The sequence below is a fragment of the Streptomyces sp. 3N207 genome (assembly GCF_052246355.1).
Taxonomy (GTDB): Bacteria; Actinomycetota; Actinomycetes; order Streptomycetales; family Streptomycetaceae; genus Streptomyces.
Window position 1 is genome coordinate 110,864 of sequence record NZ_JBQQBV010000010.1, and the last position, 21,691, is coordinate 132,554.

The 21,691-nt window shown below is 72.0% G+C and carries 14 protein-coding genes, 1 pseudogene and 1 riboswitch; of the genes and pseudogenes, 5 read left to right on the forward strand and 10 right to left on the reverse strand.

Going from position 1 to position 21,691, the window contains the following annotated elements:
* Window positions 1–172 precede the first annotated feature (172 nt).
* A riboswitch (SAM riboswitch) is annotated at window positions 173–291 on the reverse strand.
* Between the two features lie 422 nt (window positions 292–713).
* From ACTWP9_RS17530 to ACTWP9_RS17570, 9 genes and pseudogenes are all read right to left on the reverse strand, one after another.
* Complete coding sequence (locus ACTWP9_RS17530; protein ID WP_443247108.1) at window positions 714–1,397, reverse strand: sirohydrochlorin chelatase; 684 nt, start codon at window positions 1,395–1,397, stop codon at window positions 714–716.
* A complete protein-coding gene (locus ACTWP9_RS17535; RefSeq protein ID WP_443247109.1) occupies window positions 1,394–2,566 on the reverse strand; it encodes a uroporphyrinogen-III synthase in 1,173 nt (390 codons plus the stop codon). The genes ACTWP9_RS17530 and ACTWP9_RS17535 overlap by 4 nt, the downstream gene beginning before the upstream one ends.
* A 40-nt stretch (window positions 2,567–2,606) precedes the next feature.
* A complete protein-coding gene (nirD, locus tag ACTWP9_RS17540) occupies window positions 2,607–2,993 on the reverse strand; it encodes a nitrite reductase small subunit NirD (RefSeq protein ID WP_443247110.1) in 387 nt (128 codons plus the stop codon).
* 35 nt (window positions 2,994–3,028) lie between these two features.
* Window positions 3,029–5,599 (reverse strand): nitrite reductase large subunit NirB, encoded by a 2,571-nt coding sequence (nirB, locus tag ACTWP9_RS17545; RefSeq protein WP_443247111.1) that lies wholly within the window; start codon window positions 5,597–5,599, stop codon window positions 3,029–3,031.
* A 5-nt stretch (window positions 5,600–5,604) separates the two neighbouring features.
* Window positions 5,605–7,152 carry an FAD-dependent oxidoreductase gene (locus ACTWP9_RS17550; protein WP_443247112.1) on the reverse strand — a complete coding sequence of 516 codons (1,548 nt, stop codon included), beginning with the start codon at window positions 7,150–7,152 and terminating at the stop codon, window positions 5,605–5,607.
* A complete protein-coding gene (locus ACTWP9_RS17555) occupies window positions 7,149–9,350 on the reverse strand; it encodes a molybdopterin oxidoreductase family protein (protein WP_443247113.1) in 2,202 nt (733 codons plus the stop codon). The genes ACTWP9_RS17550 and ACTWP9_RS17555 overlap by 4 nt, the downstream gene beginning before the upstream one ends.
* A 1-nt stretch (window position 9,351) precedes the next feature.
* Window positions 9,352–10,728, reverse strand: coding sequence for a nitrate/nitrite transporter (locus ACTWP9_RS17560; protein WP_443247114.1), 1,377 nt, complete (start codon window positions 10,726–10,728; stop codon window positions 9,352–9,354).
* Between the two features lie 91 nt (window positions 10,729–10,819).
* Window positions 10,820–11,455, reverse strand: a complete 636-nt coding sequence (locus tag ACTWP9_RS17565; RefSeq protein ID WP_443247115.1) for a LysR substrate-binding domain-containing protein — start codon at window positions 11,453–11,455, stop codon at window positions 10,820–10,822.
* Window positions 11,456–11,606: 151 nt separating this feature from the next.
* Window positions 11,607–11,810 (reverse strand): annotated as a pseudogene (locus ACTWP9_RS17570) (helix-turn-helix domain-containing protein); the annotation flags it as partial.
* Here ACTWP9_RS17570 and ACTWP9_RS17575 point away from each other — a divergent pair.
* The 4 genes from ACTWP9_RS17575 (at window position 11,809) to ACTWP9_RS17590 (ending at window position 13,569) form a co-directional block, all read left to right on the forward strand.
* Window positions 11,809–12,051: a hypothetical protein gene (locus tag ACTWP9_RS17575; protein WP_443247116.1), complete on the forward strand. Its 243-nt coding sequence runs from the start codon at window positions 11,809–11,811 to the stop codon at window positions 12,049–12,051. The pseudogene ACTWP9_RS17570 and the gene ACTWP9_RS17575 sit on opposite strands and share 2 nt — an antisense overlap.
* Window positions 12,035–12,244 carry a hypothetical protein gene (locus ACTWP9_RS17580; protein ID WP_443247117.1) on the forward strand — a complete coding sequence of 70 codons (210 nt, stop codon included), beginning with the start codon at window positions 12,035–12,037 and terminating at the stop codon, window positions 12,242–12,244. Before ACTWP9_RS17575 ends, ACTWP9_RS17580 begins: the two co-directional genes overlap by 17 nt.
* Window positions 12,245–12,286: 42 nt before the next feature.
* On the forward strand, window positions 12,287–13,090 hold the full coding sequence (locus ACTWP9_RS17585; protein WP_443247118.1) for an EamA family transporter: 804 nt from the start codon (window positions 12,287–12,289) through the stop codon (window positions 13,088–13,090).
* 110 nt (window positions 13,091–13,200) lie between these two features.
* Window positions 13,201–13,569 carry a hypothetical protein gene (locus ACTWP9_RS17590; RefSeq protein ID WP_443247119.1) on the forward strand — a complete coding sequence of 123 codons (369 nt, stop codon included), beginning with the start codon at window positions 13,201–13,203 and terminating at the stop codon, window positions 13,567–13,569.
* A 1-nt stretch (window position 13,570) separates the two neighbouring features.
* On the opposite strand, the gene ACTWP9_RS17595 is transcribed toward ACTWP9_RS17590, so the two are convergent.
* A complete protein-coding gene (locus ACTWP9_RS17595; protein WP_443247120.1) occupies window positions 13,571–16,651 on the reverse strand; it encodes an AAA domain-containing protein in 3,081 nt (1,026 codons plus the stop codon).
* 303 nt (window positions 16,652–16,954) lie between these two features.
* Between ACTWP9_RS17595 and pglW the strand changes: the two genes are divergently transcribed.
* Window positions 16,955–21,637, forward strand: coding sequence for a BREX system serine/threonine kinase PglW (gene pglW, locus ACTWP9_RS17600; protein ID WP_443247121.1), 4,683 nt, complete (start codon window positions 16,955–16,957; stop codon window positions 21,635–21,637).
* Window positions 21,638–21,691: the final 54 nt, after the last annotated feature.

Consider the following 21,691-nt stretch of genomic DNA (forward strand, 5'->3'; position numbering starts at 1 on the left):
GGTGAAGGAAGTGAGTTGCGCGGGAATCACGGCATGGTGATGCCGTGTGCTGTCGCCTGACGGCGGAACAGTGGGAGGGCCGGGGCGCGTTGAAAAGTGCCGCCCGCCGGCCCTAGCGCATTCGCTTGCTCACAGAAGGCTCCCTCGTAGACCAGGACCCCTGGCGGAGAGGGATCCGCGCTTGCCGTAGACCTTGCTGTCCTACGGCCTGGTCATCACCCGGGGCACCCCGCCACGGACGGAGGGTTGCCGGACAGCGGGCCGGGGCCTTTGTCGCTGTCGCTCGTGACCTGCGAGGGAGTATGCCATACGCTCCGCGGGCCCACCATTGGGGCGTCCGCCATGTGGACCGCCGTCGCTTGTGGGGGCACCCCCGTGAGGGCCGTCGCTTGTGGGGGCACGCCTCGTTTCGTTTTCGGCTGCCTGCCGGTGCTTGTGGGGGCACGCCCCCCTTGTTTTTCGGCTGCCGCCGACAGGTCGTGTCGGGGGGCTCCGCCCCCCAACGGCCCCCCGCCAGGTGGGCTTCGCCCCCCTAGAACCCCCCTTCCGCAAGACCTTGATCTATTGACGTGAGGGATCTCCGCCAGCAGTTGCTGCCTTTTGTCTGCACGTGGCGCCCATATCTGGGGTGGGTGAGAGCGCCCATGCTCCAACCTCAGACGGAGCTTGGGGGCGGAGCCCCCAACAAAGGGAGGGGGCCCAGGGTTGGGCCCTCAGCTCACGGCAGCGGCAAGCCGGGAGTGCACCCTCCCGGCGAGGGTGGCGGTCACGCGGGGGTGGGCTCCCAGGGGCGGGGCGACGACGTCGGCGCCGGCGGCGCGGAGCCGGTCGGCGAACAGGCCGGGCGCCAACAACCAGGTGGCGACGGCAACACGCGCGGCCCCAGAACTCCGCAGACGAGCCACTTCCTCCGCGACAGCGGGCTCCGCGGTGGCGGCCCAGGCAACGGGAACGGGCCCCCGCAGAAGGCGGCCGAGTCGCCGCGCCATGGCGTGGGCCTCGGCGCGGGCCCCCGCGTCGGAGGACCCGGCGGCGGCCAGCACGACGGCATCCCCCTCCCGTACGCCCGCCTCGGCGAGCCGGTCGACGAGCGCTGCCAGCAGCGCGGGATCGGCCCCCAGGGCGGGGGTCATGGTCACGTCCGCGGTACGCCCCGCGGCAGCGACCTGCGCAGGTATGTCGGCCCGCACGTGGTAGCCGGAGGCGAGGAAGGCGGGGACGAGGGTGACGGGGCCGGGCAGCCGGGCGAGGGCGTCCGCGACGGTCGGCCCCCGTACGTCCGCGTAAGCGACGGTGACCGGCTGCCCCAGCCGCGCTGCGACCCCGTCGGCCAGCTCCCGCACGGTGCGCGCACCGGCGAGGTGCCGGGTGCCGTGCGCGACGAGCAGCACCGTCATGCGTCGGACTCGCAGACCGATGAGACCGAGGCTGGGTCGAGGGCGATGCGATAGCCGCGCTTGGTGACGGTCTGCACGACGGCGGAGACCCCCAGTGAGGTCCGTAGCCGGGCGACGGCGGCTTCGACGGCGTGCTCGTCGGTGCCGCCGCCGGGCAGGTACGGCAGCAGGTCGGCGCAGGACATCACCTGGCCCGGGTGGCGGGCCAGGGCCCGCAGGATGGCCATGGGGCCGGGGCTGACGGGCCGCAGCTCGCCGTCGAGCAGCGCCGCGGTGCCGCGTACCTCCAGCATGTGCCCGGCGGCGGGCAGCATGGGCGCGGTGGCGGGCAGCCGTTCGCACAGCAGCCGGACGAGGGCGCCGACCCGGAACCGCTCCGGCCAGTAGGCGGGGATGTCCCGGGCCAGCAGCGGCGCGGCCGTGACGGGGCCGACGCAGGCGACCTGGGTGCGGCCGCGCAGCGCCTGGGTCAGTTCCTCGGTGAGGCCGCCTTCCTCGGCGCGGGCGTAGAGCCCGGCGGCGGCCAGGGCGCTGGTGAAGGTGAGGGCGTCCACGCCGCCGCCCAGTACGGCGTCGATGAGCCGGTCGAGAGGGCCGGGGTCGACCGGGCCCGTCCACCGGTAGACGGGCACCGGTACCACCTCGGAACCGGCGCCGCGCAGCGCGTCGATGAAGTCCCGCAGCGGTTCGCCGTGCAGCTGGACGGCGATCCGCAGCCCGTCCAGGTCGTCGCGGGCCAGCAGGCGTTCGAGAACCTCGGTGGAGGACTCCGAGGCCGGGGACCAGGCTTCCCGCAGGCCCGCGGCACGGAGCGCGCCGCACGCCTTGGGACCGCGGGCCAGCAGTTCGCCGACCGCGAGGGCACCGCGCAGGGCCTCGCCCTCGCCCCAGCCGTCCGCGGCCTCCATCCAGCCGCGGAAGCCGATGCCGGTGGTGGCGACGGTCACATCCGGCGGGCGGGCCACCAGCTCCTTGGTGGCGTCCCGCAGTTCGACGTCGTCCGCGAGCGGGACGATGCGCAGGGCGGGCGCGTGGACGACCTCGGCGCCGCGCCGCTCCAGCAGCGCGCCCAGCTCCTCGGCCCGGCGCGCTGCAGTGACCGCGACGGTGAACCCCGCCAGCGGGGGAACGGATCCCGTACGGCTCCGCGACGGGTCAGGTGCCGACACCGCGTCTCCTCTCAGTCCTTACGTGGGGGCTGCGTGCTGTTCATCGTCCCCCGACCAGCGTTTCCACCGTGTTTCGCGGGGCCGAGACCTCGATCACTCGGCCGGTCAGCCGCACTTCGTGGACGGGGAGCCGGACGGCCTCGTCGTCCAGGCAGCGGCCGGTCGACAGCTCGAAGGTCTCCTTGCCCAGCGGCCCGGTGACGACGGGGACACCGTTCCGGTCGCCGACGATGCCGTGGCAGATGACGGGTGCCCCGCTGAAGGGGTCCAGATTCCCGACGGCGTAGATCTCGCCGGTGTGCAGCCGGAAGAGGGCGACCGCGCTGCCGTCCGGCAGCAGTGCCGCGCGGCCCTGCTCGACGGGGAGGACGTCCAGCGGGCAGACGGCGGCCCAGTCGGTCGTGGGGCTGGTGGTCATGGCGGTCATGGCAGTCACCTTTCGGCTCGCAGGGACGGATGTCTTCATCGGGCGCTCGCGCCCTCGGCGGCGGGCATCTTCGGCATGCCGAGGGCCACCGGGCCGGGCACCGGGACCGGCTGCTCCCGCTCGACGGCGAAGGAGATCGCCGGGTCGGGGGTCTCGGGGGCGTTGACGAAGGAGGTGAAGCGGGCCAGCTTCTCGGGGTCCTCCAGGACGCCGCGCCACTCGTCGTGGTAGTCGGCGACGTGCCGTTCCATGGCGGCGTCGAGTTCGTCGCAGATGCCGAGCGAGTCGTCCATGATCACGGCCCGCAGGTGGTCGAGGCCGCCTTCGAGGGCTTCGAGCCAGGCGGCGGTGCGCTGGAGGCGGTCGGCGGTGCGGATGTAGAACATCAGGAAGCGGTCGATGGTGCGGACGAGGGTGTCATGGTCCAGGTCGGCCGCGAGGAGTTCGGCATGGCGGGGGGTGAAGCCGCCGTTGCCGCCGACGTAGAGGTTCCAGCCCTGCTCGGTGGCGATGATGCCGAAGTCCTTGCTGCGGGCCTCCGCACACTCGCGGGCGCAGCCGGAGACGCCCGCCTTGAGCTTGTGCGGGGCGCGCAGCCCCCGGTAGCGCAGCTCCAGTTCGATGGCGAGGCCGACCGAGTCCTGGACGCCGTAGCGGCACCAGGTGGAGCCCACGCAGGACTTCACCGTACGGACGGCCTTGCCGTAGGCGTGCCCGGACTCGAAGCCGGCGTCGGTGAGCCGGCGCCAGATGGCGGGGAGCTGTTCGAGGCGGGCGCCGAACAGATCGATGCGCTGCCCGCCGGTGATCTTGGTGTAGAGGCCGAAGTCGCGGGCCACCTCGCCGAGCACGATGAGGCGGGCCGGGGTGATCTCGCCGCCGGGGACGCGGGGCACGACGGAGTAGGTGCCGTTGCGCTGCATATTGGCCAGGTAGCGGTCGTTGGTGTCCTGGAGGCCGCCGCGTTCGCCGTCCAGGATGTGGGTGCCGCTGTCGCGGGAGGCGAGGATCGCGGCGACGGCGGGCTTGCACACGTCGCAGCCGCGCCCGCGCCCGTGCTCGGCCACCAGCTGCGAGAAGGTGGTGATGCCGGTGGCTGCGACGATCTCGAACAGCTCGGCCCGCGAGTGGTCGAAGTGCTCGCACAGCGCCTTGGACTGCTCGACGCCCGCTGCTTCGAGGATCTGCTTGAGCGCGGGTACGCAGGAGCCGCAGCCGGTACCGGCCTTGGTGCAGGACTTGAGTGCGGGGACGTCGGCGCAGCCCTGTTCGGCGATGGCCTCGGTCAGCGCGCCCTTGGTGACGGCGTGGCAGCTGCAGATCTGCGCGCTGTCCGGCAGCCCGGCCACCCCTCCCCCGGCTGCCGCGCCGCCCGCGGACTCGGGGGCCAGCAGCGTCGCCGGGTCGGCGGGCAGCGTGCTGCCGACCAGCGGGCGCAGCAGCGGGTAGCCGGAGGTGTCGCCGACGAGGATGCCGCCGAGCAGCGTCTTGGCGTCGTCGGAGACGACCAGCTTGCCGTAGGTGGCGGCGACCGGGTCGTTGAGGACGACCTCCAGCGCGCCCGGCGTGGTGGCGTGCGCGTCGCCGAACGAGGCGACGCCGACGCCGAGCAGTTTGAGCTGGGTCGCGGTGTCCGCGCCGGGGAAGCCGGCCTCGCCGCCCAGCAGCCGGTCGGCGACCGTCTCGGCCATGGCGTACCCGGGTGCGACCAGGCCGAGGGTCCGCCCCTCGATACAGGCGACCTCGCCGACGGCCCACACCCGCGGGTCCGTCACCGACCGGCAGCTCTCGTCCACGACGATGCCGCCGCGCTCCCCCACCTCCAGCCCGGCCTCCCGGGCGAGTTCGTCGCGGGGCCTCACGCCTGCGGCGAAGACCACCACATCGGTCTCCAGGAAGGTGCCGTCGGTCAGCTCCACGCCGCTCGCCGCGCCGGTCTCCGGGTCGGTGACGACCTGCTTGGTGCCGGTTCCGGTGTGCAGGGCCACGCCCAGCTCGCCCACCATGCGGCCGAGCAGCGCGCCGCCGCCCTCGTCGAGCTGGACGGCCATCAGATGCGGGGCCATCTCCACGACGTGGGTGGTCAGCCCCAGCAGCCGCAGCGCGTTGGCGGCCTCCAGACCGAGCAGTCCGCCGCCGACGACGACACCCCGACCGGTGGCCGACTTCTCGGCTGCCGCGCGGATGGCGTCGATGTCGTCCAGGGTGCGGTAGACGAGGCAGCCGGGGGACGTGGAGCCGGGCAGCGGCGGCACGAACGGCCGTGAGCCGGTGGCCAGTACGAGCGCGTCGTACGGCACCCTCTCGCCGGACGCGGTCAGTACGGCGTTCGCGTCGCGGTCGATCTCGGACGCCGGGTCGCCCAGCCGCAGGTCGATCCGCTCGGAGTCGTGCTCGGGCAGCCGCAGGGCGCTCTCGTCGGCACCGTCGAAGCAGGAGGAGAGGGCCACCCGGTCGTAGGCGGGACGCTGCTCCTCGGCGAGCACGGTGATCTCCCACTGCCGGTCCGCGTCACGGGAGTCGAGGGCTTCGACCAGCCGGTGGCCGACCATGCCGTGGCCGACGACGACGAGCTTGCGCGGGGCTTCAGGGTGCGAGTTGGTCATGGGGTTCACCTCGGGGCGGTCGTGGCAGGGGTGTCACGGCTGGAGAGCGGGTCGGTCTCGGCGAGCCATGCGGCGAGCTTCTCGACGGCGCCGCGGCAGCCGCCGCAGCCCGTGGTGGCGCGGGTGGAGTCGGCCAGTTCGCGGGCCGACCGGGCGCCGTCGTACCAGGCCGAGCGCAGGGCGCCCTTGGTGACGCTGTTGCAGCGGCACACCATCGCGTGGTCGGGCAGCGCCTCGCCGGTCTCGCCCGCCGTCTCGGGCGGCAGTGCCCGGCCGAGCATGAGGGCGAGCCGGTCGGAGGGGGCCGGGGCGCCCTTGTCGTAGAGCTGGACGAGACCGGCGGCGGCGTCGGGCACCCCGAGCAGGATGGCGCCGGTGACCCGGTCGCCGTGCAGCACGAGCTTGGCGTACCGCTCCCGAGACGGGTCCTCCAGCCGCAGGACCTCGGGGCCGCCGTCGTCCGCGAAGTCTCCCTGGGCTGGGCCGCCACCGGCCGGGGCGTGCCCCGCGAAACCGTCGTCGGCCACGAACGGGTCGCCCAGGCAGGCCAGTTCGATACCGGCCGCCTTCAGCCGGGTCACCCGCGGGCTGCCGAGGTAGCGCGCGTACGGGTCCTCGCCGGTCAGCCGGTCGGCGAGGACGGCCGCCTGTTCCCAGCCGGGCTGGATGAGCCCGGGTTCGGCGTCGGCGCAGTCGCCGAGCGCATAGATGTCCGGGTCGGAGGTGGTGAGGGTGTCGTCGACCGTGATCCCGGCCGGGCCCACGTCCAGCCCGCACTGCTCGGCGAGCCCGGTCTCGGGCCGCGCACCCGTGCACAGCAGCAGCCCGGCGGCGTTCAGCACGCTGCCGTCGTCCAGGTGCAGGCCCTTGCCGGGCTCCCAGCGCACCGCCATCACACCCAGCCGCTGCTCGATGCCGGTACGGCGCAGCGCCCGGCCCAGCACCCGCCCGGCGGGCGCGTCCAGCTGCCGGTCCATCACATGCGGCGCCGGGTGTACGACGGTCACGGCGACACCGCGGGCCACCAGCGCGCGGGCTGCTTCCAGCCCGAGCACGCCGCCGCCGAGCACGGCGATCCGGGCGCCGACAGCGCGGGCCCGGTCGGCGAGGCGGCGCAGCCTGCGCGCGTCCGCGAGCGTACGCAGCGCGGTGACGCCGCGCGCCAGTGTGCCGCTCCCCTCGTCCGTGTCGTCGCGCAGCCCGGGCAGCGGGGGTACGGCGGTGGCGGCGCCGGTGGCCAGTACGAGCCTGTCGTACGGGAGTTGCCGTCCGTCGGCGGTGCTGACGGTGCGGGCCGCGCGGTCGATGCCGGTGACGGTGGTGCCGGTCGCCAGCGGGCTCTCGCCGGGCGCTTCCGGTGCCAGATCGGCCTCCGTCAGCGAGCCGGACAGCAGCCCGGGCAGCAGCACCCGGTTGTAGCCGCCGACCGGTTCGGCGCCCAGCACGGTCATCCGCACCCGCCTGCTGCGCGGGTCGCGCCGCAGCGTCTCCTCCTGCAGCCGCGCGCCGACCATTCCGTTGCCGACGACCACGACGTTCAGTGCCCGGTTCACGCTGCCTCCCTCCGGCCGGCGGCGCCGCCCCCGTCGGCGCGCTCCAGCCGTACGGCGCTCAGCTTGAACTCCGGCATCCGGCTCACCGGGTCGAGCGCGGGGTTGGTGAGCGCGTTGGCGGCCCCGTCGCCCGGGAAGTGGAAGGGCAGGAAGACGGTGTCGGGGCGCAGGCTCGGCACGCAGCGGGTACGCGCGAGGACGGCCCCGCGCCGGGAGACGATCCGCGCGGTGTCCCCGTCGGCGAGCCCGGCGCGGCGGGCCGTGTCCGGGTGCACCTCCACGTACGGCTCCGGTGCGGAGGCCAGCAGTTCGGGCACCCGGCGGGTCTGCGCGCCGGACTGGTAGTGCTGCAACTGCCGCCCGGTGGTGGCGTACAGCGGGTGCTCGGCGTCGGGCAGCTCGGCCGCGTCCCGGTGCTCGACGGGCAGAAAGCGGGCCCGGCCGTCGGGGTGCGCGAACCGGTCGAGGAAGAGCCGCGGCGTGCCGACGGTGTCCGTGCCGCCGTCCCCGCCTTCGCGTACGGGCCAGTACACGGCCTCGCCCGCGTCCAGCAGTTCCGGTGCGGCGCCCGCGTAGTCGGCGGTGCCGCCGGCCGAGGCGCGGCGCAGTTCGTCGAAGACCGGCGCCGGGTCGGCGGGGAACTCCTGCTCGGCGCGGCCCAGCCGCACGGCGAGCCCGTGCAGCACCTCCAGGTCCGTCCGTACGCCCGGCGGCGGGGACTGGGCCGCGCGGCGCCGCAGCACCCGGCCCTCCAGATTGGTCATGGTGCCGGACTCCTCGGCCCACATGGTCACCGGCAGCACCACGTCGGCCAGTTCGGCCGTCTCCGAGCGGAGGAAGTCGGCGACAACGAGGAAGTCCAGCGCCCGCAGCCGCTCGACGGCGCGGCGTGCCCGGGGCGCGGAGACGGCCGGGTTGGAGCCCATCACCAGCAGCGCCGCGGGGCCGTCCGGTGTGCCGAGCGCGTCCAGCAGCTCCCAGGCGCTGCGTCCGGCACCCGGCAGCGACTCGGCCGCAACTCCCCAGATACTGGCGATGTGTTCGCGGGCCGCGGGGTCCTCGATGTGCCGGTAGCCGGGCAGCTGGTCGGCCTTCTGGCCGTGTTCCCGGCCGCCTTGCCCGTTGCCCTGCCCGGTCAGGCAGCCGTACCCGGAGCCGGGGGTGCCGGGCAGGCCCAGCGCGAGGGCGAGGTCGATCCAGGCGGAGACGGTGTCGACGCCCTTGCTGTGCTGCTCGGCGCCGCGCCCGGTGAGGATGTGGGCGCGCCGGGCGCGGGCCAGCGTGCCGGCGGCGCGGCGCAGATCGGCCGCTGCCACCCCGGTCAGCCGTTCCGTCCGCTCCGGCCACCAGCGCGCGGCGCACTGCCGCACGTCCTCCCACCCCACGGTGCGCTCCCGGCGGTAGGCGGTGCGCTGCGGCGTGTCCAGGTAGCCCTCCACCAGCGCGACATGGAGCAGCCCGAGCGCCAGCGCGAGGTCCGTGCCGGGAGCAGGCTGGAGGTGGATGCCGCCACCGTCCAGCGCGGCCTGCGCGGTCGCCGTACGGCGCGGGTCGACGACGATCAGCCGTGCGGGGTCGAAGTGGCCCATCAGCGGCGGCATCGTCTCGGCGGGATTGGCGCCGACCAGCACCACGGCCTCGGAGTCGTCCAGGTCGGTGACGGGGAACGGCAGCCCCCGGTCGAGCCCGAACGCCTTGTTCCCGGCCGCCGCGGCCGACGACATGCAGAACCGTCCGTTGTAGTCGATCTGCGAGGTGCCGAGCGCGACCCGGGCGAACTTGCCGAGCGTGTACGCCTTCTCGTTCGTCAGCCCGCCGCTGCCGAAGACGGCAACGGAGTCCGCGCCATGCGTCTCGCGCAGCGCCGCGAAGCGCCGGGCCACCAGGCCGAGTGCCTCGTCCCAGCCCGCCTCGCGGAGCGGAGCGCCCTTGGCGTCCCGTACGAGGGGGGTGGTCAGCCGCTCCGGCGAGTCCAGCAGATGTGCGGAGGTCCAGCCCTTCTGGCACAGACCGCCCCGGTTGGTGGGGAAGTCCCGCGGGGTGACGGTCAGCCCGGCCGGTGCGGGCCCTGAGCCGGTCTCGGGGGTCAGCGTCATGGCGCACTGGAGGGCGCAGTACGGACAGTGGGTCGGGGTGCCGGTCCCGCTGCCGGTCGTGGTGCCGGTCGCGGTCCCGGGGGCGGCGGCGGCCGTGGTCACGTCAGGCCCCCCGCTCGGCGCCTGCGGGCTCCGGCTGCCGCGTACCGACCGCCCGGTCGGCGCGCTCCGCCGCGGGCCGCCGCACGTATCCGACCAGGGTCACCACCAGGCACAGCAGATAGAAGGCGAGGAACGCGCCGATGGCCGCGTCCGCGCCGCCCGTCGACTGGTACGACTGGCGGAAGGCGAGGTTGATGGCCACGCCGCCCAGCGCACCCACCGCGCCGGAGATGGCGATGACGGCACCGGAGATCCGGCGCCCCCGGGCGCGGGCCTCGGCCGGGTCGGCGCCCGCCTCCACCGCGCTCTCGGCGCGCGCCGCGTAGATGGCGGGGATCATCTTGTAGGTCGACCCGTTGCCCAGCCCGGTCAGTACGAACACCACCGTGAAGACGGCGACGTATGCGGCGAACGAACCGGCGGCCGAGGCGATCAGCACACCACCGGCGCCGACCGCCAGCGCGAGGAACGTCCACGCGGTGACCCGCGCCCCGCCGAACCGGTCGGCCAGCCGACCGCCCAGCGGCCGGGAGAGCGAGCCCAGCAGCGGCCCGAGGAAGGTGAGCGCCGCGGCCTGCGCGGGGGTCTTGCCGAACTCGTTCTGCAGCACCAGCCCGAAGGCGAAGCCGAACCCGATGAAGGAGCCGAACGTCCCGATGTACAGCAGCGAGATGGTCCAGCAGTGGCGGTCCCGCGCAGCACTCCGGTAGGCGCCGTAGTCGGTCCGGTTGGTGGCCAGGTTGTCCATGCCCCGGCGCGCCAGCAGCGCGGCCAGCAGCAGCGCCGGTACGAACAGCAGCGGCAGGATCTCCGGGTGCGCGACCCCGGCGGTGGCCAGCACCCCCAGCCCGAGTATCTGCACCATGGCGACCCCGAGGTTGCCGCCACCGGCGTTCAGCCCGAGCGCCCAGCCCTTCTCACGCTCGGGGAAGAACTGGTTGATGTTGACCATGGAGGAGGCGAAGTTGCCCCCTCCCAGACCGGCGACGGCGGCGCACAGCAACAGCACCCACAGGGGCGTCTCCGGGCGCTGCACCAGCACGGTCGCCAGCAGAACCGGTATCAGCAGCACCAGCGCGGAGCACACCGTCCACGTACGCCCGCCGAACCGGGTGACGGCGAACCCGTACGGCAGCCGCAGCAGAGCGCCGATCAGGGAGACCACCGAGACCAGCAGAAACTTGTCGTCCGGGGTCAGCGAGAAGCCCGCCTCGGGGGTCATGAACAGCACCAGCACCGACCACAGGCTCCATACCGCGAACCCGATGTGCTCGGCGAACACGGACAACCACAGGTTCCGTCGCGCCGTGCGCCGCCCCTCGCGTTCCCAGAACCCCTGGTCCTCGGGCTCCCATCGAGTGATCCACCGTGCCCTCACGTCGTCTCCTGTCCGCTGGAAGGAAGACCGACGCTAGAAGCCCGCTGTTTCGACCTGCGTGTCCTCCCGTAACACGCAGGAAAGGGACTGCTCACTTCATCGCAGGCTGCGATGTGAGAACCACGGCCCGCTCACGGAGCGCAGCCGGCCCCGCGGCGACGGCGGCCCGGCGCTCGCCACCCCGCCGCACCACGGTCAGCACCCGCCGGAACGGCGGCGGACTTCCCTGCACGGGCACCCGGACGACCTGCGGATATCCGGCGGTCGACATCAGCCGCGGCACCAGACACACCCCCAGTCCGTACCCGATCATCGCCAGCACGGCAGGCCACTCGTCGGAGTGGTGCACCCGGCGCGGTGCGAAGCCCGAGGCGGCGCACAGCGCCTGGATGAGGCGGTCCTGGTAGTGGTGCGGAGTGATCCAGTCCTCCCCCGCGGCGGCGGCCAGATCGACCGGTCCCCGCCCGGCCAGCGGATGCCCGAGCGGGACGACGAGGTCCAGAAAGTCGTCCATGAGCGGACGCTGTGCGAAGCGGGGGTCGTCGACGGTGGGGCTGTCGGGGTGCGGAGTCAGTACGGCGATGTCCGCCTGATCCGCCAGCAGCCGCTGGTAGCTGCGCTGGGTGTCGGACTCGTGGATATGGACGCGGAGGGGCGGCCGTGCGCGCAGCAGTTCGCAGGCCGTGGGGGCCAGGAGCGAGGCAATGGTGGTGGTGAACCCCTCCACGCGCAGCGTCCGCAGCCCCTCCCCGCCGTGTTCGGCCAGGTCGGCGCGGGCCTGTTCCCACGTGCAGTACGTCCGCGTGCCGCAGCAGCACCCTCCCGGCGGAGGTCAGCCGCAGAGTCCGCCCGTCCTGGCGCAGCAGTTCGGCATCGGCCTGCTGAGCGAGCTGCCGCAGCTGCTGGGAGACGGCCGAGGGGGACAGATGGAGGGCCCGCGCCGCGGCGGTCACGGTGCCCTCGGAGTGGAGGACCCGCAGGGTGTGCAGGAGCCGTAGGTCGATCATGCACCAATTCAAAACGATCGCGTGCACAAAGATGCGATGGACCTGCATGCTGACCGGGGGTAACGCTGTCCGCATGGACAACCTCCGCAACCCTGGCGACGGGCGGTGCGCAACCTGCAGCTGGCCGCTGCACGACCCGTACGAGACCGTCTCCCGCCACCCGGTCACCGAGGGAACCGTCGTCTACTCCCGATGCGCCTGCGGCACCCTTCGTGTCTGGCTCCAGCGGCCCGGGGACACCGACCGGCTGCTCGTCGGCGCCCGCCACACCCTCAGGAACGGCACACGGGCCGGCTCCGATGGCCTCGGAGACTGAACCGGCCCCCTCCTCGGCCGGACCACGGCCGCGCACCCCGGCAGTCCCCGCGCCGCTGCTCGTCCTCGGCAGCGTCGTCAGCGTCCAGACGGGACAGGCCCTGGGCAAGGGCCTGTTCGACGCGGCGGGCGGCCCGCTCGCCGTGGTGGCGCTGCGCCTCGGCCCGGCAGCCCTGATCCTGCTGGCGCTGTGACGCCCCCGGCCGCCCACCGACCGCCGCACTCTGCTGCTCGTCGTGGCCTTCGGCACGGCCATCGCCGGGATGAACCTCTCCTGCCTCGCCATGGCGCATCTGCCGTTCGGCGTCGCCATGACGATCCAGCTCGCGGGCCCGCTCGCCGTCTCCCTGCTGATGTCGCGCCGCTGGACCGACGCGGCCAGCGGCCTGCTGGCGGCAGCCGGTATCGCGCTGTTCGCGCTGCCGGGCACGGGAGGGCAACCGCTCTCCCCCGCCGGGCTGGCCTGGGCGGTGGCCTCCGCGCTCTCCATGGGGGCCTACCTCCTCCTCAGCAGACGGGCCGGCGCGCGGATGGCAGGCGGCGGCCCGCTGGCCCTCGCCGTGTGCTGGGCCGCCGTGCTGACCCTGCCGTTCGGGCTGGCCCAGGCCGGAGCGCGGGTCGACGAGCCCCATGTCCTGCTCGCCGGACTCGGCGTCGCCCTGCTGTCGGCCGCAGCCCCCTACTCCCTCGAACTCGCCGCACTGCGCCGCCTCCCCGCCCGCGTGGTGGGCGTCCTCCAGTCCCTGGAGCCGGTCGCCGCGGGCTGCGCCGGACTCGTCCTGCTGGGCGAGCATCTGAGCGCGGCCCAGTGGCTGGCGGTCGGCTGCATCACCGCGGCGTCGAGCGGTACGGTCCTCGGCCACTGGGCCGGTGGACAAGGAATTCCGCTTCGCCAAACCGGAGACCAACGGCGAGTAGACGCGGCCACCGCCGGGCTACCGACGGCTATGGCATGCACGCGTGATGGCAAGGAACCGCATCCACCTGTCGACCAGCTCAATTCCATCGAATCCACCCTCGATCTGATCAACAGCTCATGAGCCGCTGGGGTCCAGCCCGAAGGCAGGGCCCCAGCAATCCGCGTGAAGGCGCACCAATGAGGGCGGGCACTCGCTGCTTGCCCTGGAACGCACGGCGTATCGTCGACAGGATGATGGATCTGTTTGGACGCGGCAGACGGCGAAGGGCCGCCGCGGCGCAGTGGGAAGCGCTCCGCGACGCGGCCGTCCGGCAAGCCGGTCAGAATGTCCACATCGCCTGGGTCGAGTCCATCTACCAACGGGCGAGGGCGGGTGACAAGGCCTGGATCATCTGGCAGAGGACCGGCGTGCGGCAAGACACGTGGTTTCACGGACGCGCACCATGCCCTGCCGGTACGTACGTCCTGCTGGGCGGCTCGGTGGGATTCGGGCCTCACAACAACAACCCTCGGGTGCTCTACGTCAGCCCAAGTGCCGTTCGCGGTACCGCTTCCGCCAAAGCGCTCAAGGAATGGCAGCGGCAGGCCGACCGCGGCTGACTCAAGGGAGCCACCGGCGGGCCTGCTCACGGCTGATGCGCGCCGCGTCGACGTGCCACAGACGCTTCTTGTTGTCCCATCGCGCGCGGAGCTGTTGCTTCGCCTCATCCTTCTCGCCATAAGGAACCTGGAGATAGAGCCGACCATCCACGACATCGCCGGGCGAAACGCTGTTGGGTGACGGCGTTGGCGACTTGGCCGCTCCACGCACATGCCCGCTGCCACTGTCACTGTCGCTGCCCACCGCTGTGCGCGGATTCCACGCGGCACGCTCCTTGCGGGCGCGTTCGATGACTCGGCTGACCCGTTCACACGACGCAGGGTCCGTGAACCGCATCATCAGGTCCGTCGGCCCATTGTTCGCCAGGAGGTTGAGCGAGCCGTGCCACAACACCTCGCCGTCGAGGATGAGGACCTTCTCGTGCATGCGCTCCCGGAAGTCCACCTCGCAGCCGACCGACAGAAGTTCGTCGATACGCTGCTGGTGGCGCTGGGCAGCGGCTTCGTCACGCTGTTCCTCAGCGGCTCGGGTGTGGACGACGACCTTGACACCGTCGGCAACGCGCCCACCCAGCAGGACAGACCATCTGCGGACCGGTCGCGGGTCGAGGAACGGGCAGTAGAGCTCGATGCTCGTGACCGCTCGCGCGATGTCCCACTCCACCGCCGCGTAGACCTCATCCGCTGGAAAGAACGCGGGCCTCGCCAGCTCCTCCTCGGAGAGTGTCGAAAGCTGGGCCGCGTCTCTCGTGGGCACAAGCTGATCGGCGGAGATCAGCTGCGCCTGGCCTTCCAGGTGGTCGAGCATGACCCGAGCCTCGCTGTGCGGGGCGAGATGCTTTCGCAGATGATCGAGGTCAGCCACCACGATCAGATGGTCCTGGGCCCGGCTGAGGGCGACATTGAGCAGCCGACACGTATGGGACGACAGGCCCGTCCCCTGGTAGAAGAAGCCGGGGTTCTTGCCCGCGCCGACCGCGGTGTCGAACACGACAATCGGGCGCTGGCTTCCCTGGAACCGGTGAATGGTGTCGACAAGGCCCTCGTACTCTTCGCCGAATCGGTACTTGAGACTGCCCTTCAGGGCCTGTACCTGCGCCTTGTAGGGAGCGATGACCCCCAATCGGTCGGTCGCACGCTCGCCCGTCTCGACGCCCTCCCACTTCCGGCCCGGGAGGACGCCTTCGTACTGGAGCCCGCGGACCAGTTCGTGGACGACTGCCTCGTTCACCGTGTTGGCCTTGTGGTCGGGCCCTGGGATGCGCTGCTTGGAGGTGTCGATGAGGATGACCGGCGCGTCGACCAGTGGGTTGAAGGGGATCCGGCTGTGGCGGTCGCGGCCAGTGGAGAGCGGCGCGTCGGGGTAGGCGACGACGTTCACGACGTCGCAGATCGGCTCGCGCATCCGGTACTGCGTGTCCAGCGCGACGAGTCGGGGGTCCTGGCGTACCGATCCGGACTCACTGACGAGGCCGGCCGCGTGGAAGGCGTCGCGGGACGCCCACTGCCGGGAGTGTGCACGCTCCCGCTCCGTCGCCTTCTTGTCACCTTCGCCCTTGGTCACAGCGGGGAGCTGCCGGAAGTCTCCAGCGACGACGACGCGCTTCCCGGCGAGTCCTGCGGCAAGCCAGGCTGACGGCAGATCGACCATCCCCGCCTCGTCCATGACGACGACATCCACCCGGTCCAGCAACTGCCGCGACTGGACAGCCTTGGCGACAGTGGCACCCATCACCCGACACCGGGAACGCACGGTGTCGTGGATCTTCCTGCGCTGTTGATCGAGGTCGTCGATCTGTTTCTGCAGGGCTTCGGCTTGCTGTGCCAGTACCTGGCGTGTCGCGACGCCGACGAGTCTGGCTCGGGCGGCGGCGAGGCGCCCGGTCAGCTCGCTGATGTTCGCCGCGGCCTCCCTCGCATCCCGTTCCACATCTGCGGCCTGCTTCCGCGCACCATGAGCAGCCGCCTCGGCCTGCGCGAGCTCACCGCTCAAGGTGGCGAGCTGGGCTTCCTTTCGTTTCGCGAACAACCCGCCCGGGGTACCCAATTCACTGATCTTGAGGCGGAGCCTCGCCACATCGGCTTCGGCTCGCAGCCCGTCCTTCTCAGCGGCCTCCTTCGATGTCGTCGCCGCGGAGCGAGCCGTACTGGCAGAGGCAAGCGCCTGTTCCAGCGATGCGAAATCGTCGTGCAAGGCGATGGCCGAGCGGGCGTTCTTCAACGCCTCCGTCGCGCGGGTGAGGTTTTCGTCGAGCTGAGCGGAGACCCGAGCGGCGATCCGGCCGGGGTCGACGAATTCGCCGTATCGGTCACGCAGGGACGGCACTTCGATATCCCCGGCACGTTGAACGAGTCCCTCAGCGAAGCGGTCTTCCGTCTTGAGGAGATCGCACACCCGCTCCAACGCCTGGTCGACGGCGACCTTCGTCGGCGCGAGGAACAAGATGTTGTGCCCTTGCCGGAAACATCCTTCGATGATGTGCCCGACGACATCCGTCTTCCCCGTGCCGGGAGGGCCCCAGAGGAAGAGGACCTGGCTCGCGAGGCCATGTTCGATGGCGAGCCTCTGGCGGGGATTCAGCCTCAGCCCCTGCCAGTTGGACACCCAGCGACCGGGGTCGGCTTCCCTGGTGACGGCGGGCTCCCCGAGTCCCACAATCCAGCCGGCGCTCTCGGCGCGGACGGGACTGTCCGCCTGTCCAACCGATTCCAGCCGCTCGGCCACCAGGGCCAGACCGGCCGTGTCGTCCTGCCGGATCTGGACGTTGGGTATGGACTGTCCCAAGTCCTCGGTGGCGATCAGCCGCACTTTCCCGTCCGGCATACGGGATGCTTCTGCCGTTGTCCAGAGTCCCCGGGAGCGCGAAGCGCGAACGAGCACGGAGGCACCATCCAGGGACTGATCCCACTTCTTGCATACGAAGACGTATTCGAATCTCCCAGCGGAAGAAGAGACAAGTCGACCGCCGGAGAGCGACACCTTTTGCCCGCCCTGGCCATCGCCGCGCCGCTCGGCCTGAATTTCCGAACGGACCGCCGTGAGAAGCTCCCCCACCGGATACGGCTGCTTGGCCCCCGTCATGCCACGTCCCCCATAACTCCCCCTGTCAGCGCAGCCGCTCCCCACCACGCGATACAAACATTCTTGAGTCGCCCTGTGAAAGTACGCGAGCGACATATCCGCCCAACCGCAGTGATTCCGCCTCAGCGGTGCCGGACTCAAGACCGGATTCCACCACGCACCACGGCATGGGGCAGCCCCAGCTCCGCGAAAGCCGTGAAGCCCCGGACCAGCCTCGCAACCATTACGATCTGGGCTGGGGATATTGCTGCCGAGCAGCCGAAATCAGTACAGATCGGCACAGATACGAAGCGGGGATGGCGCATGCGGGAGGGCCGGTGGGTCACGGTCACCGAATCCGAGTTCCAGCACGAGCGCCGGGGGCTGGAGGCCATCCGGGAGAAGCTCCCCGACAACGACCCGTGGCGGGCCTGGTCGAACTTCACCTTCACCGCGCACGCCGGCCACGTCAGAGAAGTGGATCTGCTCGTCGTCGCCCCGGGCGGGGTGTATCTGATCGAGTTGAAGGACTGGCACGGCTCGGTCGAGTCCCGTAACGGCACCTGGCTGCAGACCCAGCCCAGCGGACGGCAGATCACGCACGGCAACCCGCTGCACCTGGCGAACAAGAAGGCCAAGGAACTCGCGGGGCTACTGGCGCAGGAGGGCGAGCGGGTGTGGGTATCGGAGGCGGTCTGCTTCACCGACTCCTCGCTGAAGAACCGGCTGCCCGCCCACGACCAGCACGGCCTCCACACCATCCACCAGCTCGTCAAGATGCTGGAGGCTCCCCCGCACGACGAGCGCCGCCGCATCGACCGGACAAGGTCACGGCGGATCAAGTCGGCCCTGGAGCGGGTGGGCATCGCCCGCAGCGACGCCGAGTACAAGGTCGGCCCCTACCTGCTGAACCGGAAGTCGTTCGACTCGGGTCCGACCTGGGCGGACTACCTCGCGCGGCACAGCGAGCTGCCGGAGACCGCCCGGATCCGCGTCTACCTGCGAGAGCGCGGCTCCGACGCCGAGTTGCGGGCCTCGGTGGAGCGCGCCGCGCGGCGCGAGGCCGCAGTGCTGCGGCGCTTCAAGCACCCCGGAGTCGTCCAGCTGAAGCAATACGACCCGTCCGGGCACTCGGCAGGGCCCGCGCTGATCTTCGACTTCGATCCGCGAACGCTGCGCCTTGACGAATATCTGGCGCAGTACGGCGAGAAGCTGGACATTCTGAGCCGCATGGCGCTGGTACGGCAGCTCGCCGAGACCGTGCGTTCGGCTCATGGCCGCCGGATCTACCACCGCACGCTCGCGGCCCACGCCATCCATGTGATGCCACGCGCCCGGGGCCGGGCGGCGGGCGCAGACGGGAACGGGAACGGTGAGGAGGCGGCCTGGCTCAGCCCGTATCTGCAGATCTCGGACTGGCAGGTCGCCGTCCAGCGTGGCCCGGGGTCCGGCGCGCCGAGCGGTGGTGAGCGGTTCGCACCGACCACGCTTTCGCGTGCGGGCGCGCATCTCGCGGAGGGCGCGGACCCGTACCTCGCCCCCGAGCTGACCGCGCTGAAGGCCGACCCCGTGGCACTGGACATCTACGGCCTCGGTGTCCTCACCTACCTGCTGGCCACCGGCAAGGCCCCTGCCGCCAGCCAGGCCGAGCTGCTGGCCCGTTACGAGGCGGGCGAGGGGCTGCGGCCGAGCGCCGTGGTGGACGGCCTGTCGGAGTACATCGATGAGCTGGTGCAGGCGGCCACCGCCTACCACGTCGACGACCGCCTGGATTCGGTGGACGACTTCCTGGAGATGCTGGAGGTCGTCGAGACGGTCCTGACCGAACCCGCCCCCGCGGAGCCCGTACGACCTGTCGAGCCCGAGAAGGACCCGCTGGAAGCAGTCGCGGGCGATGTGCTGGCAGGCCGCTGGGAGGTCAGGCGCCGCCTCGGTACGGGGTCGACCAGCCGCGCGTTCCTCGTACGGGACCTGGCGGCAGGCCCGGACGTTCGCTTCTCGAAGACCCTCGCGGTGTTGAAGGTCGCCAACTCGGACAGCAAGGGCACAATGCTCGCCCGCGAGGCCGAGATCATGGGACGGCTGCGCCCCGATTCGCGGATCATCCGCCTCGTCGAGCCGGAGCCGCAGCGTATCGGCGGTCGCACCGTTCTCGTCATGGAGTACGTCGGGAACGAGCGCGAGGCCGATGGCGAACCGGCTGCGCCCGGGGAACGGAGGAGCAGGCGGCGCGAGGAGACCGTCGCCCGCCAGCTCCGGGAGTTCGGCCGCCTGTCCGTGGACCAGCTCGAGGCGTACGGCGACTATCTGTTCGGCGCGGTGGACTTCCTCGAGGGCGAGGGCGTGTGGCACCGCGACATCAAGCCGGACAACATCGCGATCCGCATCCGCCCGAACCGGACCCGTGAGCTGGTGCTCATCGATTTCTCGTTGGCCGGTTATCCGGTGCAGGAGACCGGTGCCGGGACGGACGGCTATCTGGACCCGTTCATCGGCACCCTCACCGAGCGCTCGGTGTACGACGGACACGCCGAGCGGTACGCCCTGGCCGTCACCCTGCACGAGATGGCCTCGCGCGAGCTTCCCGTCTGGGGCGACGGCAGGGTGTCGCCGCGCCAGACCGATCCCGAGAAGGAGCCACACCCCAAGATCGCAGCCGATGCCTTCGACCCGGCGGTGAAGGACGGACTGGCCGCGTTCTTCCGGAAGGCGCTGCACCGGGACGCGGCACAGCGCTTCCCCGACCTCAAGCCGATGCGGGACGCCTGGAAGAAGATTTTCCTGGCGATGGACGAGGCGAAGCCGTCGTCGCGCCGCTCCTGGCAGCCCGCCGCCGCGCCGGGCGGCGCGGTCGATACCAGGGAGGCGCCGGCAGAGGCCCAGAAAGCTCCGATCCCGGCAGCCGAGGAGGAAAGCGCCGAGCAGCAGCGCGACCGGCTGGCGGCCGAAGCCCATCGCAAGACTTCTATCTCGGCCTCGGGCCTCAGCCCGGCCGCCCAGTCCTTCGTCTACGGACTGCAGGTCAACGACGTGGGTGGTCTGCTCGACTACAGCCGCCATCAGCTCGTCAACGCGCCCGGCCTGGGCGCCAAGACCCGTAAGGAAGTCCTCCGCCGCATCAAGGAGTGGCGGCAGCGGCTCGCCGAGCAGCCCGCCGCCCCGCTCACCCCCGAGGGGCGCAAGGCGGCGAAGGAGGAGCTGTCGGCCGCGGAGACCGCGATCGCGACCGCGATGGCAGAAAACGGCGGCACGGAGGGCGTGCCCGAACGTGCCCTGCGCAGGGTCACCCTGGACACGCTCGCGACCATCTTCGTACCGGAGCTGAAAAAGGACGGGGCAAACCGCAACGAGTGCGAAATGGTTCGGCTGCTGCTCCGGCTCCCCGATGAGTCGGGCACGCTGCCCGACATCGGCGTCTGGCCCAAGCAGAAGGACGTGGCGAGTGCGCTGGGGCTGTCGGCGGGCCGCATCCCGCAGATGTTGAGGACTCAGCGCACCCGATGGAAGAAGCGCCCGGCGGTGCGGGTGCTGCGCGCCGAGATCCTCGGCCTGCTGCGGGACCTGGGCCGGGTGGCGTCCGCGGCCGAGATCGCCGATGCCCTGGCGGTACGCCGCGGCACCCAGCTCCCGGAGCGAGAGCAGCGCCGGGCGCTCGCGCTGGCCGCCGTACGCGCGGTGGTCGAGGTCGAGCAACTCGTACCGGACGAGGCCGAGTTCCAGCACGCGCCGAACCGTAACGCAGCCGACGAAGGCATGGGCGCGGGGCTCCTGGCCCTCGAGGTCGGCCCTGACGACGCTCCCGAGACTCCGTCCGGGCCGGGTCTGCTCCACTACGCCCAGCGGCTGGGCAAGGTCGCCGACCGACTGGCGAAGCTCGACACCCTGCCGACCGCGGCCACGGTGCTGGCCGAGCTGGGCGCCATCACACCTCCGAGCACGGCCGTGGAGTGGGACGAGCGGCGCCTCGTCGAGATCGCCGCAGCCGCCTCGCGCCGGGCCGCCGCGACGCCCCGACTGGAGATCTACCCCCGCAATCTGCCGCTCGTGCGCGCGCTGCGCCTCACCCAGGCCGGCCTGGTCCCGCTCATCCCCGGCATGCCCGACGAGCGGCAGCCGGGGCTGACGGCCAAGGACATCCACGAGCGGGTACGGGCTCGCTTCCCCGAGCTGCTGAATGAGCGGCGCGGTCACTCGCTGCCAACGGACGGGCCGCTGACGCGGGCGTTGCGGAAGGCCGGGTTCGACCTGGAGCTGAAGACCCGTGAGGGCCACGGGACGTTGCGCTATGTCCCGCGCCAGCGGGATGGCGGCTCCTCGTACCTGTCGTCGGGCGCCGCCCGGCAGGCCACCGGCCTCCTCACCGCCCACCGCTACTCCGACGATCCGCAGCTCGCGGGCGCGGCGGTGGCCGAGGAACGGCTGCTGTCCTCCGCCGACCGAGACGGCTTCCGGGTGCTGACGGTACGGACGGGGCTGGCGAACCACGCAGTGCGCGAGCTGACGACGGACCGCTTCGGTGCGGAAGCGGTGTCGGTGACCGACCTGTTCCTGCAAGCCCTGCACGAGCAGGTCGACCCGCGGCCGAAGCCGACATGGGAGACGATCCTGCGCGCGGACGCGGCGGAGCCGGGTTCGAGGGCAGCGATGCGGTTCGGTGAGTACGCGCGGACCAGTTGGGGTGCGGTGGAGCCCCGGCTGCGGGAGCTGGTGTCGGGGGCGCGGGGGGCGTCGGGCTCTCCTGTGCTGCTGACGGACGCGGGTGCGTTCGCACGGTACGACGCGATGGCGGTCCTGGAACGGCTGGCCGACGCGGCGCGTGACGGGGGGCGCGGGCTGTGGCTGCTGTGCCCGCAGAGCGACCCGGCGCGACCGCCGAGACTGGGCGCGGTCGCTGTGCCGTACCAGTCGGGGCTGGGAGAATGGATCGAGTTGCCCGAGTCGTGGGTGGCCAACGCCCACCGGGCGGAGGCGCTGGCAGCGCGCGCGGGCTTGTCGGGGGACGGCTAGCGGCGGGGTGGGAGCCGCCGGGGCAAAGGGCAATTGGGGACAACGGGGAACACG